Below are 15,941 nucleotides of genomic sequence, written 5' to 3' on the forward strand. Positions count from 1 at the left end.
TGTCCCGCTCACGTCCGCCGCCCCGTCCGCCCGTGCCCGTGCAGCAGCAGCCCCGCCAGCGCCGCGAGCACGGGCACGCCCGCCGGCACGGCCGGGGTGAGCGCCAGGGCGAGCACGGCGCCGGCGAGGGCGGCCCGGCGGACGCCGGCGTCCTCACGCAGGGTGGGCAGGACCAGGGCGACCAGGACGGCGGGGAAGGCCGCGTCCAGGCCGTAACGGGCGGTGTCGCCCAGCGCGCCGCCGGCCAGGGCGCCCGCGGCCACGCAGGCGTTCCACACGGCGAACAGTCCGACGCCCGAGACCCAGAAGGCGGCACGGCGGCGGGCCGGGTCCCGCTGGGCGAGGGTGAAGGCCACGGTCTCGTCGGTCACCAGGTGCGCCCCGACCAGGCGGGCGAGCCGGGTCCGCCCGATGTGCTCGGCGACCGCCAGGCTGAACGCGGCCGTGCGGGTGTTGAGCAGCAGCCCCGTGGCCGCCGCCGCGACCGGACCGCCGCCCGCGAGCAGCACACCCACCGCGCTGAACTGGGCGGAGCCCGCGTACACCACCAGGGACATCACCACCGGCACCCACACGGGCAGCCCTCCGGCGACCGCGATCGCCCCGAACGACACGCCGACGACACCCCCGGCGAGACACACCAGGGACACGTCCCTGAGCAGCCCGGCGTCGACGGCCGACGGGCCGGGACCGGACGAGGATGTTCGCTGCATCGAACGCATGTTTTCTACAATGAACAGACGCCCCTGCGTTCGTCAAGCCGAACAAACAGTCTTCTGGAGCGAACGACATGACCGACGGCACGCCGCCCCGCCTGCCCCTCGACTGGATCGCCGCGGCCCTGCGCCGCGCACGCACCAGCGCCGGCCTCTCCCTCTCCGAGCTGGCCAAACGCGCCGGGATCGCCAAGTCCACGCTGTCCCAGCTGGAGTCGGCCGGCGGCAATCCGAGCATGGAGACGCTGTGGGCGCTGGCGGTCGCACTGGGCGTGCCGTTCAGCGCGCTGGTGGAGCCTCCGGCGCCCGCCGTGCAGGTGATCAGGGCGGGGGAGGGACCGGCCGTGCGCTCGGACCGGTCCAGCTATGTCGCCACCCTGCTGTCGGCGAGTCCTCCCGGCGCGCGGCGCGACCTCTACGCGGTGGATCTGGAACCGGGGACGGTCCGGGCCTCCGACCCGCACATCCCGGGGACGGTGGAGCACATCGTGGTGAGCGCCGGACGGGTGACGGCGGGTCCCGAGGGCGAGCAGGTGGAACTCGGCGCCGGGGACTACATGGCGTATCGCGGGGACGTGCCGCACCGCTATGAGGCGCTGGAGCCCGGCACGAAATTCGTACTGATCATGCAGCACGTCTGAGGGGGGGGTGCGGGGGCGCGCGGGGCGGCGAATCCGCCGCCCCGCATGCGGCAGGCCCGGAGTGATCAGGCCCGGAGTGATCCCGTGCCGTCCCGAGGGGGATCCCACACGGTTCCGAGGCGGATGCCGTACGGGTTCGGCAGCCGTTCGGCGGGAGTTCACCGGACTTTCCCCGAGGGCCGTTCCGGAGAAAAGGCAGGAGCCCCGCTCGCCTCGCGGCGTGGGGCTCCTTGGGTACTGCTAGTCGTTCCCGGATCGGAGGATCAGGGTCAGGCCGGGGTGACGTTCTCCGCCTGCGGGCCCTTCGGGCCCTGCGTGACGTCGAAGGTGACCTGCTGGTTCTCCTCGAGGGACCGGAAGCCGGTCGCGTTGATCGCGGAGTAGTGGACGAAGACGTCGGGGCCGCCGCCCTCCTGGGCGATGAATCCGAAGCCCTTTTCGGCGTTGAACCACTTCACGGTTCCGGTAGCCATAAGCCCTCCTTGGGCTCAAAGGGTTGCCCTGCTCCAGAACCAGCAAGTGTGAAGACTATTCCGCACAACTGCATCCGTCTGAGAACGACGAGAGCCCGCGGTCACATGCTCCGCAGGCTCTGTACTGCAAGGGAAACCAAACTGCAACTTGCGATGAGCCTAGCACGCGGAGGCCCGAGTGCAAGAGAGGTCAAGGTCACTTCACCCGAATGTTTGAACGCCCCGTTCGTCACGCGCGTGCCCGGGGACGGACGGGGGCGACCGCTGTGCCGCCCGGCGCAAGGTCTAGCCTCACGACGTGGACAATCCTCGCACCCGGCCGCGCGTCGGCCACATCCAGTTCCTGAACTGCCTGCCCCTGTACTGGGGGCTCGCGAGAACGGGCACGCTCCTCGACTTCGAGCTGACGAAGGACACCCCGGAGAAGCTCAGCGAGCAGCTGGTGCAGGGCGACCTCGACATCGGGCCCATCACCCTGGTCGAGTACCTCAAGCACGCGGACCAGCTCGTCGCCTTCCCCGACATCGCCGTCGGCTGCGACGGCCCGGTCATGTCCTGCGTGATCGTCTCGCAGGTCCCGCTGGACCGGCTGGACGGAGCGCGGGTCGCCCTCGGCTCGACCTCCCGCACCTCCGTACGGCTCGCCCAGCTCCTCCTCGCCGAGAAGCACGGCGTGCGGCCCGACTACTACACCTGCCCGCCCGACCTGGGCCTGATGATGCGGGAGGCGGAGGCGGCCGTCCTGATCGGCGACGCGGCCCTGCGCGCCAACATGGTCGACGGCCCCCGCTACGGCCTCGAGGTCCACGACCTGGGCGCGCTGTGGAAGCAGTGGACGGGCCTGCCGTTCGTCTTCGCCGTCTGGGCGGCCCGCAAGGAGTACGCGGAGCGCGAGCCCGTGCTCACCCGCAAGGTGCACGAGGCCTTCCTCGCCTCCCGCAACCTCTCCCTGGAAGAGGTCGACAAGGTGGCCGAGCAGGCGGCCCGCTGGGAGGCCTTCGACGAGAAGACCCTGGCCCGGTACTTCACCACCCTCGACTTCCGCTTCGGCGCCCCGCAGCTGGAGGCGGTCGCCGAGTTCGCCCGCCGCGTGGGGCCGACGACGGGCTTCCCGGCGGACGTCCGGGTGGAACTGCTGCAGCCGTGACCCGGTGACGGCCGCCTCGCGCGGCGCCGCGTGTCCGGGCCAGGGCGCCGCGCGGCCGGTCCGGGCCCCCGCCCGGGCCGGCCGCCGCCCCGCTGGGTGGCGACGGCGCACCGGTGCGACGGGGGAGGGGCGATGCCATGCGGCCCGGCCGCTCGACGCGGACGGACCCACGGTCGCGGGTTCCTGCCGGCTGCTCGGCCGGCTCGGTCCGGAGCGTGCGGCCGGGCCCCCGGCCCGCGCGGGCGCCTCGCTCAGCCCGGGACGACGACCGTGCGCAGCTCGCCGTCCCCGAGGTGCAGCATGCCCTTGCCCGGAGCGACCTGCCCGCCGACCATCCCCCGGGACAGCCGGACGCCGATGAGGTCCCCGCTGGACGACTCCTGCGGGGAGAGCAGGATGCCCCGCCGCGCCTTCTTCGCGTCGACCTGCCAGCCGGAGAAGCCGCTGCACACGTCCTCCTCGTCACCGGCGATGACGAGGGCGAGCCCGCGTTCGGCGCCGCGCGAGACCAGCTTCTTCAACTGGCTCTCGGCGTCGCAGTCCTCGAGGATCTCGCCGTCGTCGACCAGCACGGCGATCGGCTCCTCCAGCGACGCCTCGTCGACCAGCTCCTCGAAGTCGTCCTCGTCGATGTCGTCGCCCGTGAACACCTTCAGCACGCCCTCCGCGCCGTCCAGCTGCCGCAGCGGCGACTGGCGCGGGGCGGCGATCACCAGCCGCGTCCCCTGGGCGAGGAACGACCGGGCGAAGTTCATCAGCACCGTGGAGCGGCCCGACTTGGCCGGACCCGCGATCACGAACGCCGGCACCCCGTCGGCGAGATCGGGACCGAAGCCGACGATCTCGTCGCCGCCGATGCCGGCCAGACCGAACAGCTTCGACCGCGACGCCTCCGGGTCGCGCAGCTCCCACGCCTCGGGGAAGGAGATCCGGCTCGGCAGGCTGTCCACCCGGAACGGCCGCCGCGTGCGCGGCACTCCGGCGTCCCGCGCGGCCGCCGCCTCGCCGATCGCGGTCAGCGCCGCCGCCTGCCCCTGACCCGTGGTGTCCTCGGCGAGCAGCGCGAACTGCGTCTCCGTACCGGACTCGTTGCGGAAGGCACGGCCCGGCGGGATCTCCTCCGGCACCTTGCGGGCGGGGATGCCGAGCGAGGAGAAGTCGCTGCGGTCGGCGAGCCGCAGACCGTACTTGTCCTCCGTGAGGCTCGCGATCCGGCCCACCAGCAGCGTCCGGTCACCGGTCAGCACCAGGTGGATGCCGACGCTCGCGCCCTCCCGCATCATCGTCTGCAGCTCGTCGGTCAGCGAACCGTGGTCGATCTCGCCGAGCGTGGGCACCCAGCCCTCCCAGCGGTCCAGCAGCACCACGATGTGCGGCAGCCGCTCGTCCTCGGCGACCGCGGCCCGCTGCTCCCCGATGTCCGCGAAGCCGGCCTCCGCCAACAGGTCCTGGCGGCGCGACAGTTCGCCCTTGAGCCGGTTGACCAGCCGGATCACCCGCTCGGTCTGGTTACGGCCGACCACCGCGCCGCAGTGCGGCAGCCGGGTCAGCGCGTTGAGCGCGCCGTTGCCGCAGTCGATGCCGTACAGGTGGACGTCGGCCACGGAGTGGGTGCGGGCCAGGGAGCCCGCGAGGGTGCGCAGCACCTGCGAACGGCCGCTGCGCGGGGCGCCGCCGATCATCAGGTGGCCGAAGGTGGAGAAGTCCACGACGACCGGGCGGCGGGCCTGGTCGGCGGGCAGGTCCTCGACGCCGAACGGCGCCGGCGGCAGCGTGCCCGGCGCGGGCGCGTACGCCGGCGCCTCGATGTCGTCCAGCAGCAGCGTCTCGTCCAGGGCGGGCAGCCACGGGCTGTGCTGGGCGGGGATGCCGAGCGCGCGGTTGGCGTCGCGCACCGCGTCGACCAGCACCTTCAGGTCGGTGATCTCCTCGTCCTCGCGCGCCTCGGACTTCGGCTTGGCGAGCGCGGCCCGGCCCAGGTCCTCCCAGGTCAGCGGAGTCACCCAGGGTGCGAGGGCGGCAGGGTCCGCGGCGCCGGGCCGCCGGCCGCCGACCCGGCCCGACTGGAACGGCACCAGCGAGGCGTGCCCCAGCCGGGCGTAGGCGCGGCCCGGGGTGCTCTTGGCGATGTGCCCGGCCTCGGGCGAGTCGATGACGTCCGTCGACTCGCCGGCGTCCGTCACGCGCAGCGCGATGCGCAGGTTGGTGTTGGCGCGGATCTCGGGGGAGACGACACCGCTCGGCCGCTGGGTGGCGAGCAGCAGGTGGATGCCGAGGGAACGGCCCCGCTGGGCGATGTTCACCAGACCGGTGACGAAGTCCGGCAGGTCGCGCACCATCGAGGCGAACTCGTCGATGACGATGAGCAGTCGCGGCACCGGCGGGTGCGACGGGTCGCGCCGCACCAGATCCTGGTAGTCCTCGATGTCCTTGGCGTCGGCGGCGGCCAGGATGTGCTCGCGCCGCTTCAGCTCCGCGCCCAGCGACTCCAGGGCGCGCTCCACGAGATGGGCGTCGAGGTCGGTCACCATGCCGACGGTGTGCGGGAGTTTGACGCAGTCCTTGAACGCGGAGCCGCCCTTGTAGTCGACGAGGACGAACGTCATGTTCTCGGGGGTGTTGGCGACGGCCAGCGCCGCGACGATCGTCTGCAGCAGCTCCGACTTGCCCGAACCGGTCGTACCGGCGATCAGGCCGTGCGGACCGTCCTTGCGCATGTCGATGCCGAACGGCCCGTCGTACGACTCGCCGATCACCGCGAGCGTCGACTGCCCGCCCGTCCGCCACCGCGCCGCGATCGCGTCGCTCGTCGGCGGCTCCAGCTGCAGCACGTCGAGGAGGCGGCTGGACGCGGGCAGCGCCGAGTCCTCGGTCTCCCCGCTGATGTCGCGCAGCGGCGACAGGGCACGGGCCAGCCGCAGGCACCAGGCGGGCGGGACGAAGTCCGGCCGTACGTCCGCGATGCGCTCCGCGCCGGCCTCCTCGACGCGCAGCCGCAGCTTGTCGGGCGCCTGCTGGGCACCGCGGCCGGGTTCCAGGGCGTCGCTGTGCCAGGCGTGGAAGGAGGGGAAGCCGCCCGCCACGGCCGGCTGGGCCACCGCGCGGTCGGCCCGCTGCCGCTCGCGTTCCTCGGGACGCGGCTCGGCGACGACGAACGCCTGGCACTCGCCGGGCAGGAACCGCTCCTCGGCGTCCAGGCAGATCGCGTACATCGACACCGAGGGGCCCTCGCGCAGCAGCCGCACCACACCGGGCAGCGACCGCAGCCGCCGCGAGCCGTCCCAGACGACCACGATGTCGGGGTCGCTGAACGTCGTGCCCTGGGAACGGTTCTGCTCGGCGGCCTTCTTGCGGGCGTCGAGGATCTGCGTCAGCTCACCGATCCGGGCGCCGACCGTCTCGGCGTCGGTGCCTATGAGGACGTTCACGTCCTGCCCGCCGGAGGGGCGGGCGTGCGGCAGCCAGCGCACCCAGTCCCAGGACTCCCGCGCGGAGTTCTCGCTCAGCACGTAGAACTGCACGTCCATCGGGCTGTGCAGCGCGGCGGTCTGGCCGACGGCCCACCGCCCCAGCGCGCGCGCCGAGTCACCGGGACCGGCGACGCCGATGACGCCGAGTCCGCGCAGGTCCAGCGCGACCGGGGCGTCCTCGATCTTCCAGGTCACCTGGCGCCGGTGGTCGTCCTGCTCCGGGTCGTCCAGCACCACCTCGGACGGCAGCCGCCCGGTGCCGAACCGCAGCAGCAGATGGTCGCGGTCGGTACGGCGCCGCTCCCACAGCCGGGTGCGCGGCCCCGTGCCCAGGGACAGCACCGTCGCCGGGTCGGGGATGGCGTGCCGCCGGTCGTCGCGCTCCGCGACCAGCGCGTCCTGGGCGTCCCTCTCGATCCGGGCCTTCTGCTCCTCGTACTCCTTGACCTGCTTCGCGTGGGACTTGCGGCCGTGCTTCTTGTCGTTGAAGTAGTTGGCGAAGAGGAGGATCGGGCTGAGCGCCGCCATGATCAGGTAGTACCAGCGCTGGAGGATCGCCACCATGACGACCGACCCGACCAGCGGCGTCAGCGCCATGATCCAGGGCAGCGGCCGGGCCTCGTAGTCGCGCGGCTTGGAGGGCAGCCGGAAACTGGTCTGCCGCTGGGGCGGGCGGAGCCGGGGCGGCCGGTTGTAGTCGAGCCCGATGCCGTCGTCGGACCACTTCAGGGCGGCGTTGGGAGGGGAGTAACGGGCCAGCTCGAGCAGGGTGTTGCCGACGGCGACCTGCCCCCCGAGCGGCCAGTCGAACCGCCCGCCACGCTGGGCGGCGGCACTCCCGGCGTCATCCTTCTTCTCCTTTTTCTCCTTCTTCTTTTTCTTCGCCTTCTTCCGGCGCTTCTTCTTGGAGTTGTCGTCGGCGTCGTCGCTCTCGCTGCGGCGCTTCTCCTCGTCGCGCCGCTCCTGGGCGTCGACGATGGGCTCACCGTCGAGGGTGACGCCGGCGTGCTCGCCGTGCACGACGACCTGGCAGGTCCCGTCGGTGGCGACGGAGAGGGTCAGCGCGCGGGCCTCGACCTCGGGATCGTCGACGCGGACGTACGAGGCGTTGCCGCTGCCGATGTCGTAGCGGCCGACGCCGAGCCGGTGCACGAAACCGGCCGCGGGTCCGCCGACGACGCGCAGCTCCACGAGTCCGGTGGGCTCACCGGGCAGACACCCGGAGGGGTCCTGGAGGGACACCACGGCGCCGTCGCGCAAGGGGGAGCCGACGACGGTCGCGGAGGGGTCGACGGCGTACCCGTCGACGTACACCATCGGCGTGGTCCCGGCGGGCGCCTGCCCCTGGTGCCCGTGTCCGATGGGGACGACCCGGGCGCCGGAGTGCCCGACCTGCGCGGCCAGTTCGCGTGTGATGTCGCCGACGGTCGACTCGGGATCGGCATCGAGGACGACATCGGCGGAGCCCCCGCCGTACGGATCGACGACGGTCAGAGTCAGGCGCACGCTTGTCCTCCCCAGGCCCTGCGGCCGCTTCCACCCCGCGGCTCACAGTCCCGCCGACGATATCGGCTCGGACCACCCGGAAGGCAGCCGGGGAACGGGCCGCGTTCCCGGCAGCAACGGCGTCCACCGGTTGTGACCGTTGCCTTCACAAGGCGGGGATGTGGCAGCACAGTTCACCCCCGTAAGCTGCTGCCGCAAGAGCGGACGGACACACCGGTGGGCCTGGGCGGCCCCTGAGCCGCAGGGAGCGCGACGGCAGGCCGGCAGTTCCGCGAACAAGGGAGCCACGGGGGTTGGCCCTGCGGCGTTGCGAAGGGAAGCGGCTTCATGGCCAAGGACCTTGACATCACATATCAGGACATGCGGGAAGCTGCCAAGCATGTCGTCAAGGAGAAGGAAAAGCTCCAGGAGAAGCTGGACGGCCTCCGCAAGTACATCAACAACCTCGTCAACTCGGGCTACGTCACCAAGAGCTCCTCGAAGGCCTTCGACGAGAACTTCGACGAGTTCACCAACGGCGCGAAGACCACGCTGGACGGCCTGGACGGCATGGGCGACTACCTGACCATGGCGGCCGACAAGTTCGAGCAGATCGACGACGAGCTGGCCAAGGCGGCGCGGAAGTAACTTCCGGGCGCTGGGCGGAGTTACATCGGCGGTGGGGCGGGTGAGCAAGGGTTCCCCGTCCCACCGATCCGTGCCGTGACACCACCCAGTGGGGGACATGTTGTCGGATCAGACTGCCGACATCGGACGCATCAAGCGGGTTCCAAGAACCTGACGGCCATCTACCGGGAGTTCACCAGGAACACCAACCCGGCCGAAGGGCTGGGCGCGGCCGCCTTGGGCGATCAGGGACTCGTCTCCGTTTTCGACGACTTCGGTGACAACCGGAAGATTCACCGTGAGCGTTTGTCGGACGAGCTGAAAAGCTGTCCGTACTGCTTTCCATCGTGGCGAGAACGTACGAGGACGTCGATCACGCACTTGTCGAAGCCCTGCGAGGGACGGACAGACGGAAGCCAGGCACCGACGGCGGCGTGAGGTGAACCGCCCGCGGGCCGACGAGTGGGTGGTGATCGGTGAGCAGGCCGACCCGGTCCCCGGAGACCCGGAGGAAGTGGCGAAGCTCGGCCGGGAGCTGAGAAAGACCGCCAGGCCCATGCAGGTAGTACGTGAGGGCGATTGTGAGGAGCGTGCGCTCGCCCATCAGCGTCTTCCATGCATCAGGGTGACGTGCAAGCCAGATGACAATCACCGGTGTGAGGGAGCACAGAGACCACTCCCAGGTGGGCATGGGAAGCATCGCCTCTCCGAACATGTCCTCGGTGAAAGGAACAGCGAGGATGCGGAAAAGGGCCAGCGCGAGGATGACTTTGAAGCCGGCGATTCCGAACGAAACCCAAGGTATTTCTTTGGCGGCCGCTTTGGTCTCGTCAGTTTCTGTCATCGAGTGAACTCCCTCGAAGCGGTGCTGTCGGTGCTCCGGTTACCCGGGTCGGCGTCGTCCGTGGCTGTGCCGTTGCCGGAGGTGGAGGCCGTCGACGTCACCCGTACGAGCCGGCCGGCCTGGAGGCCGTGAAACACTACCCGACCGAAGCCGACACGGGCGGAGAGAGCGAGCTCAATCGTTCCTCGCAGGAGGGGCGATGAGGGAGGAGCGAGAGTTGTTGGGGCGTCGGGTCGGGTGGGCCCTTGGCGTCGGCTGTTACGTGCTTGCCGTCATCGCCGGGATGTACATACTGACGGACGACGTCGGCCTCGCGGTGCAGATCGCGTTGTGGGTGGTGCACGGGGCGCTGCTGTTCCTTGGGATCAGGAAGTTCGGGGCAAGCGGGTCCAGTTCGTATGCAGCCCTCTTCATCGTGGTCGTGTCGTCGATGGCGGTGGGTGTCGCGGACCTGGCCCGGGAGGACCTCACGTTGCAGCAGCGTGGGGAGACGGTGGTCGCCACCGTGGTGAGTGAGCGGCTCGAGGAGGCGGAAGGGCGCAAGTCCCGTGATTCCTTCTACACGCTGGAGCACGAGGACGGGACGCGTGTTCCCGGGCCCGAGCTGCGGACGACGTCGGACCTCTACGACGTCGGGCAGACGGTGACCGTCATCGAGGACCCAGAGGCGGACCTCCGGCCGCAGACGCCAGGGCAGGCAGACGCCGCCGGGGAAGTCCTCGGCGCCGCGGGGTTCGCGCTGGCCGCGGTCGGCTCGGTTGTGTGGATGGCTTGGCGGGGGGCCGTGACCGAGAGGGAGACGGGCGAGGTCGTCGGCCGGGCGCGCTTGCGGCGAGAGCAGGAAGAGAAGCTGCGGGAGGTGTTGCGCGCGTATCCCGCCGATCGGCGCGGCTACATCAAGGTGTCCCCGGGGGAGTACCCCGCTCTGACCCACGGCAGGGCCGCCCGCATCGCGTGGGAGGAAGGGCTGCGCGCGGAGGCTGTCGGGAACCGGGGGGCGTGGCGCTTCAGCGAAACGGTGATCGAAGAAGTCCCACACCGCTGAATGGCACGGCTCCTGCCACTGGCGTCTTCAGCGCTGTCGGATCGCGTAACTGTGCAGTTTGCTGCGTGGCTCTTCCACGTCGAGGCGCGTGCCCAGGTGCGAGGACGATGCCTCAGGGAACTGAGCAGCAGCGGTAGCTGGGTGGATGGAGTGGCCTACCAGCGTGCCGGTGGCCCGGTCAATGGGCCGCCCCGGGAAGTCGGAGCGTCCGTGCGAAGTCGTCCAGTGGCTCCATCACCGCGGCGATCACCTCCGGATCATCGTGATGCCCGCGGAGCATGACGTCGGGGAGGCCGGGCGCTGTGTGCCAGTGGTATGTCACCGAGGTCATCATGATGGTGCTGTCCGCAGGGTAGGAACGGGTGACCCGGACCCCGTCCTCACCCAGATGCGGCGAGACGAACGGAACGCTGCCGGTCCGCTGCTGCCACTCGGGGATCTCCGGGTGCGGCACCATGGCCGCGGTGATCCCCTCGCAGGAGGACGCGTCACGGGCCTCGCAGTGGATGCGGGTGGCATGCATCACGAGGGGCATGTAGGTCAGCGGAACGGGGTGGTAGATGAACGCCTCGTCGGCCTGGACCTTGTCCCGAAGCGTGACGATCGTCTGCTCGTAAAAACTTTTATGGAAACGGCGGATCTTGCGAGTGAGTTCGATGTTGTGTGCGGCGGCCAGATGCGCCAGTGTTGCGTCCAGCCATTCTTTGAAAGTCTTCTTGTCGATCTGGAGCCAGAGGTAGCCCCAAAGGCCCTTGTTGGCATCCGTATCGACGTGAAGCTCACCGAGGTCGGCGCTCCACAGGGTGCCTTCGGACATGGCAGGTCTCTTTCGTCGAGGGGGACTTGGGGCGCGGGGCAGCGGGGGCGCCGTCAAGCGTAGGCCCAGCGGAAGGTTCCCATTACCGCGTCGAACAACTCCACGAGAGTGTCGTAGAAGGCGGGATCCGAGCCGGGCGCGATCAAGGCACTGAAGGCGAAGGTCAGGTACTGGTCGGGGGTGCTGTCCGGGACCGGGACGAAGTACTCGACCCGGCGGTGGGCGACGTCGATGCCCTTGTCCGCGTCGGCGGGTACCTCTCGCTCCGAACGCAGGGCCGCGATGCCGTCGAGCTCCCGCGTCTCGGCGCCGGAGGTCACGCTGGCGAGCGCGGCCAGTACCGCTTCCGGGCCACTGTTGGGCCTGACCCGCGGAATCTCGATCGGTTCGGATGCCACGATCGAGACGGGCAACACGACGCCGTGAAGGGGTTCGGTGGGGAGGTAGAGGGTCATTCCCCCCTTCGCGCTGGCTCGGCGGACGACCTTTTTCATCTCCTGGGTGAGCTTCAGCCGGGCCTTTGGAATGTCGTCCTTGGGGAAGCCGACGGGCAGTTGCGCGACGGCCTTGCGGACGATGCGGTCCATCGCTTCCCTCGTGCCCGTCCGCAGCGGAATCACGTCCCAGCCGGGCGGCGGCACTAGGTTGAAGCCGTTCGGGGACCGGCGGTGCTCAGCGGTGGTCATTTCGCCTCCGCGTCACTTCCACGGCATAGGTAATACCTACGAAGAGTGCCCAGGCCGGGGCGGCGATCATGCCCGGCCAGAAGCCGAGCATCAAGGAGGGCAGGTAGAAGCCACCGCCCATGGCGAGATCTCGGGTGAGGTAGGGCGGACGGTCGGCGTGCCGGGGGTACTTCACGAAGACCCACGCATAGTGGAGGAGACAGCCGATGATCCCGGCCTCATAGACGCGAAGCACTTCGTCTCTCAGGGATTTCGGCACGAGGATCATGATCCCGAACACCAGAAAGACCATCGGCATCCCGATGAACAGGGTGAGCCTGAGCCGCCGGTTGGGGCCGGTCCCCAGTCCCGTGCGGGCGGCTTCGGCCTGGGTGATGCGTTGCGCTGAGTGCAGATCCATGGTCAATCCTCACCAGTGAGTGTCGGGGGCGGGCTTCAGGGTGTTGTCCTTCCAATCGGAATATGCCTCGTTGTAGGGTTTTTCACCGGTTCCGAGATTTTCGTGTGTCCAGCTCGTCAGGTCGCTCTTGCCCAGCGTCTTGTCCATGACGTCCATCCCCATGCCGGTCCACGCAATGCCGAGACCCAACTGGTAGGACTTGTATGCCTTGTCCGCAGCGGCCGCGGCGGCTTCCGGAAAGGCCGCTTTGTTCGCCTGTAGCATTTTGGCCATGCCGGCCATTTCCTTGTCGCCGAGATGCAGAAGAGTCGACAGCGGGCTGACACTCAAAGGCTTCTTGACTACAAGGCCCACGTTCTGGGAGATGGACTTGCGTATGCCGTTGCGTGCCGCACCGATTACCTGACGACCTGGCCCTTCCGGCGTTTTGGACATCAGTCGTCCCATGTCGTCCAAGATGCCTTTGACGCCTCTGAGGCCTTTACTCAGACCAGCGGTGCGGGCGGCCTGAGCGGCGTTCACGGTGGCTTTGGCGCCGCTAGCGAGCTTCGCAGCGGCCCCGATACCTCCCACTACAAGCAGTCCACCCACAACGTCGAAGATGACATCCGTCCAGGTGGCGTCGCCAGACGCCACCAGGGCGAGTCTAAGCAAGATCGTAAGGCCTGCGATACCGAGGATGAGAAGATTCAAGCCGGGGATGGCGAGCGCCAGGAAACCCGCGAACGTCGCTACCCAACCGAGGACATCGATGAAAGCTTTGATCAGGTCGGCGTTGTCGTGAACCCAGCCCTTGACGTTATCCCAAAACGAGTCCTCGATCACGTCGTCGATCTCGCTGCGGATCTTGTCCTTGTGATGGTTCGCGCGGGAGTCCCGGTCGCCGATGATGGTGTTCAACTGCTTGCGGTACGACTCAAGGTGGTCCTCGTAGGGATGGTCCTCGCCACTGGATGAGGCCTGAGGAGTGTTCCCGTCGCCGGAGCCGGACTTCTTGGCCTTTTCCGCCTCGAATTCTTCCTGCTTCTGCTTGGCCCGGTGCAACACCTTGTCGGCGTCGGCCTGAAAGACCTCCAGTTCGTCGGACCATTTAGTGAGGTGACCGTGTACACGCTCATACCGGCTGGCCACCTCCCGCATGTGCTTCTCTAGTGTGGAGGACTCCTCACGCAGGGTCTTGACGTACTTGCCCTTAAGCGTGTCGTCGTCGCTGATCGCCTTCAGATTTTTAGCTTGGTCCCGCAGCTTTTTGGCCACCGAGATCATGTGCGCGACCTCGGCACGGATCTCTTCCGGATCGCCAGGTACTGGATCGGATTCACAGAGCGGCTGCCAGTCCACCGGACGGCGTTTGGATGTCGCTGTCACTTCTGCTTCTTCTTGTTCGCCTTGGCCAGCTCTCCGTCGAGATCCTCGAACGCCTCTTTGCTGCCGGCTACGAGCTTCCCGACGTTCTCGAGGGACTCGACGAGTCTCGTACGGTAGTCGTTCCAGTTGTTGACGAAGTCCTTCATCGCCTCGGCGACGGCGCGGGAGCCCCAGTGCTCCTTCATGTCGTCGCGGCGATTCTCGATGTCCTCGAACGTCCTCTTGAGCTGACCGAGCTTGCGCTCACACTCCGCTAGGAACTCGTAGTCGACCGTCAGATCCGGTTCGCCCATGGCGGGCCCTCCCCCTGGGTGCGTATTCGCTGTTGTGCTTTCAACGGTTGACGGACTGGATCTCTTGGACGGTGACGGCCTGGCCGTTGCCGAAGGTGCCGTCGGGGAGGTCGCCTCCGGCGCCGCCAGTGCCGGTCCATGAGATCTCCCAGGTGATCGTGGCCTGGAGATTGTAGGTTCCGCCACCCGACGAGCGGAGGTAGGTGATGCCGCACGGTGGGGTGCGGTCGGCCTTGCCCCTCGCGTACGGCTCGCCGATCGAGCCGTCGTTGTCGATCGTGCACTCTCCCGAGGCGGGGTGGGTCACGGCGTCGTCGGTGCCGGGTTCGAGGGTCAGGGAGACCGGCCTTGCCGTCGTCGTGGCCTGGAGGTTGAAGCCCGGCACGTTGAGGGCTGCCGTGGCCTGCACCTCGTCGAACACGGCTTTGTCGAGCCATGCCCAGGTGGGCAGGTTGACCTTGGTGGTCTGTTCCGGGGCGAGGCTGACCTCGGTGTCGGGCAGTTGCATGTGCTGGTAGGCCAGGGCCGCGAGGATCTGGGGCGTGATGGCCTGTTCGTACTGGGGCGGTGGTGGTTCGCCATTGTCCACCCAGAAGGGGAGGGCGTTGCAGGAATTGCGTTTCAGCAGGTCGGGTTCGTTCGGGTTCTCGACGGCGGCCCAGAACATTCCCTCGCCGTCCTTGTCGACGTTGTAGTCCTTGTAGCCGGGGGTGTCGGTCCAGCCGTAGTCGTCCTCGTAGTGACGCTTCAGCTCACTGAGGGCCGCGCCGGCATGACCGCCCATGCCGGGGGCGCTCATCTGCCGCTTGATGTCCGCGGACATCTTCTTCTTGAAGTCCTTGGCGCCGAGGTAGGGGGCATACCAGCAGGGCGGCGGTGTCCAGTTGACGTTGGTGGACGTCACGTTGCCGGTGCCTCCGTTCGGAGCCACGGAACCGGAGTACGTGATGCGGGCGGCGGCATAGATGCCCTTACCGTTGCCGCCACCGGTTTGCTCGGTGCTGGCTCCCTTGTCGGAACCCACTGGCTTCGCGGCGTAGGCTGCTTCAGTAAAGGCGATGACGCTGAGGGTCAGAGTGAGCGCTGTGACACCGACGAATGTGCGATGCGACCTTCTCACTGGCACTTCGCCGCCTTCGTCTCGACGAAGACCTTCGACGCTTGCCACAGCGTGTCAGACGTGGGGAGCTTGACCATGATGATCTTGTAGTAGTCGAAGTCCTCAATGCTCGGCTTGGTCGTGAGGACCTTGCCGGTCTTCACTTCCTTGCCGAAGAACTTGCCGGAGTCAGCGCAGAAGGCCACCTCCACCGAAGTGCCGTCTCCTGCGGACCGAGTGGTGGCGTCGTAGTGGCGCAGGGTGCCGGTCGCGGTCCAGCCTCCGTCGATCCAGGCGTTGACCTGAGTCTGTGCGTAATGCAGCCCCTCGCCCGTGGCGTAGGCGACGATGCTCGCATCCTTAGCAGTGCGCTTGTCGACACCACGGTAGATGGCCCGGAAGAAGTTGGCGGCGTCGTCCATGGCGGCCGCCTCGTTCTTGTCCGCCGGCTTGTCCCAGTCGAAGACCAGATTCATGTCCGTGGGCAGCGACAGGTCCACGCCGTCAGGCTTGTCCTGCTGCGGCGCTGCGGGCTCCGCCGACTCGCTCGGCTGCTCGGACTGCTGGCCGGCTCCGGCGATCTGATCGCTGTCGGCGGACCCGTCGTCCCCGCCTCCACAGGCCGTGAGCAGCAGGGCCGTCGCGGCGGCGAACGCGGCGGCGGCAGTGGGCAGGGTGCGGCGCTTCACAGTGACTCCCCGTGAGACAGAAGTGCAGTCGAGAGCAGAGACGGTATCGGTGCGGTTTCCGGTTTCGCCAGGGCGAAGAGGCTTGCGAACGGCGTGTATCCGGCGTGTGGAGTCGAACCGGAGTTATCGGGTGTATCCCCG

The 15,941-nt window shown here is 68.7% G+C and carries 15 protein-coding genes; 4 read left to right on the forward strand and 11 right to left on the reverse strand.

Features of this window, described 5'->3' with window-relative positions:
- Positions 1 to 8 precede the first annotated feature (8 nt).
- Positions 9 to 722 carry an AzlC family ABC transporter permease gene (locus ACWH4W_RS08430; protein ID WP_473075182.1) on the reverse strand — a complete coding sequence of 238 codons (714 nt, stop codon included), beginning with the start codon at positions 720 to 722 and terminating at the stop codon, positions 9 to 11.
- A 68-nt stretch (positions 723 to 790) separates the two neighbouring features.
- On the opposite strand from ACWH4W_RS08430, the gene ACWH4W_RS08435 reads away from it, so the two are divergent.
- Entirely contained in the window at positions 791 to 1,357 is a 567-nt protein-coding gene (locus ACWH4W_RS08435; RefSeq protein WP_473075183.1) for a helix-turn-helix domain-containing protein, read from the forward strand.
- 269 nt (positions 1,358 to 1,626) lie between these two features.
- On the opposite strand, the gene ACWH4W_RS08440 is transcribed toward ACWH4W_RS08435, so the two are convergent.
- On the reverse strand, positions 1,627 to 1,830 hold the full coding sequence (locus tag ACWH4W_RS08440; RefSeq protein ID WP_006133199.1) for a cold-shock protein: 204 nt from the start codon (positions 1,828 to 1,830) through the stop codon (positions 1,627 to 1,629).
- Between the two features lie 298 nt (positions 1,831 to 2,128).
- On the opposite strand from ACWH4W_RS08440, the gene ACWH4W_RS08445 reads away from it, so the two are divergent.
- Positions 2,129 to 2,977, forward strand: coding sequence for a menaquinone biosynthetic enzyme MqnA/MqnD family protein (locus ACWH4W_RS08445; protein ID WP_473075184.1), 849 nt, complete (start codon positions 2,129 to 2,131; stop codon positions 2,975 to 2,977).
- 251 nt (positions 2,978 to 3,228) lie between these two features.
- Here ACWH4W_RS08445 and ACWH4W_RS08450 read toward each other — a convergent pair whose 3' ends face one another.
- Positions 3,229 to 7,953, reverse strand: a complete 4,725-nt coding sequence (locus ACWH4W_RS08450; protein WP_473075185.1) for an FtsK/SpoIIIE domain-containing protein — start codon at positions 7,951 to 7,953, stop codon at positions 3,229 to 3,231.
- A 327-nt stretch (positions 7,954 to 8,280) separates the two neighbouring features.
- On the opposite strand from ACWH4W_RS08450, the gene ACWH4W_RS08455 reads away from it, so the two are divergent.
- Positions 8,281 to 8,580, forward strand: coding sequence for a WXG100 family type VII secretion target (locus ACWH4W_RS08455; protein WP_006133193.1), 300 nt, complete (start codon positions 8,281 to 8,283; stop codon positions 8,578 to 8,580).
- A 352-nt stretch (positions 8,581 to 8,932) separates the two neighbouring features.
- Here ACWH4W_RS08455 and ACWH4W_RS08460 read toward each other — a convergent pair whose 3' ends face one another.
- Positions 8,933 to 9,403: a hypothetical protein gene (locus tag ACWH4W_RS08460; RefSeq protein WP_473075186.1), complete on the reverse strand. Its 471-nt coding sequence runs from the start codon at positions 9,401 to 9,403 to the stop codon at positions 8,933 to 8,935.
- 199 nt (positions 9,404 to 9,602) lie between these two features.
- Between ACWH4W_RS08460 and ACWH4W_RS08465 the strand changes: the two genes are divergently transcribed.
- The gene (locus tag ACWH4W_RS08465; protein WP_473075187.1) at positions 9,603 to 10,448 is read left to right on the forward strand and encodes a hypothetical protein; all 846 of its coding nucleotides are present in this window, start codon (positions 9,603 to 9,605) and stop codon (positions 10,446 to 10,448) included.
- A 178-nt stretch (positions 10,449 to 10,626) separates the two neighbouring features.
- Here the strand turns inward: ACWH4W_RS08465 and ACWH4W_RS08470 are convergent, their stop codons facing one another.
- The 7 genes from ACWH4W_RS08470 to ACWH4W_RS08500 are packed head-to-tail and all read right to left on the reverse strand — an operon-like array spanning position 10,627 to position 15,800.
- Positions 10,627 to 11,265, reverse strand: coding sequence for a hypothetical protein (locus tag ACWH4W_RS08470; RefSeq protein WP_473075188.1), 639 nt, complete (start codon positions 11,263 to 11,265; stop codon positions 10,627 to 10,629).
- Between the two features lie 53 nt (positions 11,266 to 11,318).
- A complete protein-coding gene (locus ACWH4W_RS08475) occupies positions 11,319 to 11,951 on the reverse strand; it encodes a hypothetical protein (RefSeq protein WP_473075189.1) in 633 nt (210 codons plus the stop codon).
- Positions 11,938 to 12,351 carry a hypothetical protein gene (locus ACWH4W_RS08480; protein ID WP_366253692.1) on the reverse strand — a complete coding sequence of 138 codons (414 nt, stop codon included), beginning with the start codon at positions 12,349 to 12,351 and terminating at the stop codon, positions 11,938 to 11,940. The genes ACWH4W_RS08475 and ACWH4W_RS08480 overlap by 14 nt, the downstream gene beginning before the upstream one ends.
- A gap of 9 nt (positions 12,352 to 12,360) precedes the next feature.
- Complete coding sequence (locus ACWH4W_RS08485; protein ID WP_473075190.1) at positions 12,361 to 13,719, reverse strand: hypothetical protein; 1,359 nt, start codon at positions 13,717 to 13,719, stop codon at positions 12,361 to 12,363.
- Entirely contained in the window at positions 13,716 to 14,012 is a 297-nt protein-coding gene (locus tag ACWH4W_RS08490; protein WP_366253690.1) for a WXG100 family type VII secretion target, read from the reverse strand. The genes ACWH4W_RS08485 and ACWH4W_RS08490 overlap by 4 nt, the downstream gene beginning before the upstream one ends.
- A gap of 40 nt (positions 14,013 to 14,052) precedes the next feature.
- A complete protein-coding gene (locus ACWH4W_RS08495) occupies positions 14,053 to 15,138 on the reverse strand; it encodes a hypothetical protein (RefSeq protein WP_473077448.1) in 1,086 nt (361 codons plus the stop codon).
- Positions 15,129 to 15,800: a hypothetical protein gene (locus ACWH4W_RS08500; RefSeq protein ID WP_366253689.1), complete on the reverse strand. Its 672-nt coding sequence runs from the start codon at positions 15,798 to 15,800 to the stop codon at positions 15,129 to 15,131. The genes ACWH4W_RS08495 and ACWH4W_RS08500 overlap by 10 nt, the downstream gene beginning before the upstream one ends.
- Between the last annotated feature and the right edge of the window lie 141 nt (positions 15,801 to 15,941).

Source organism: Streptomyces sp. DSM 120436, assembly GCF_055778765.1.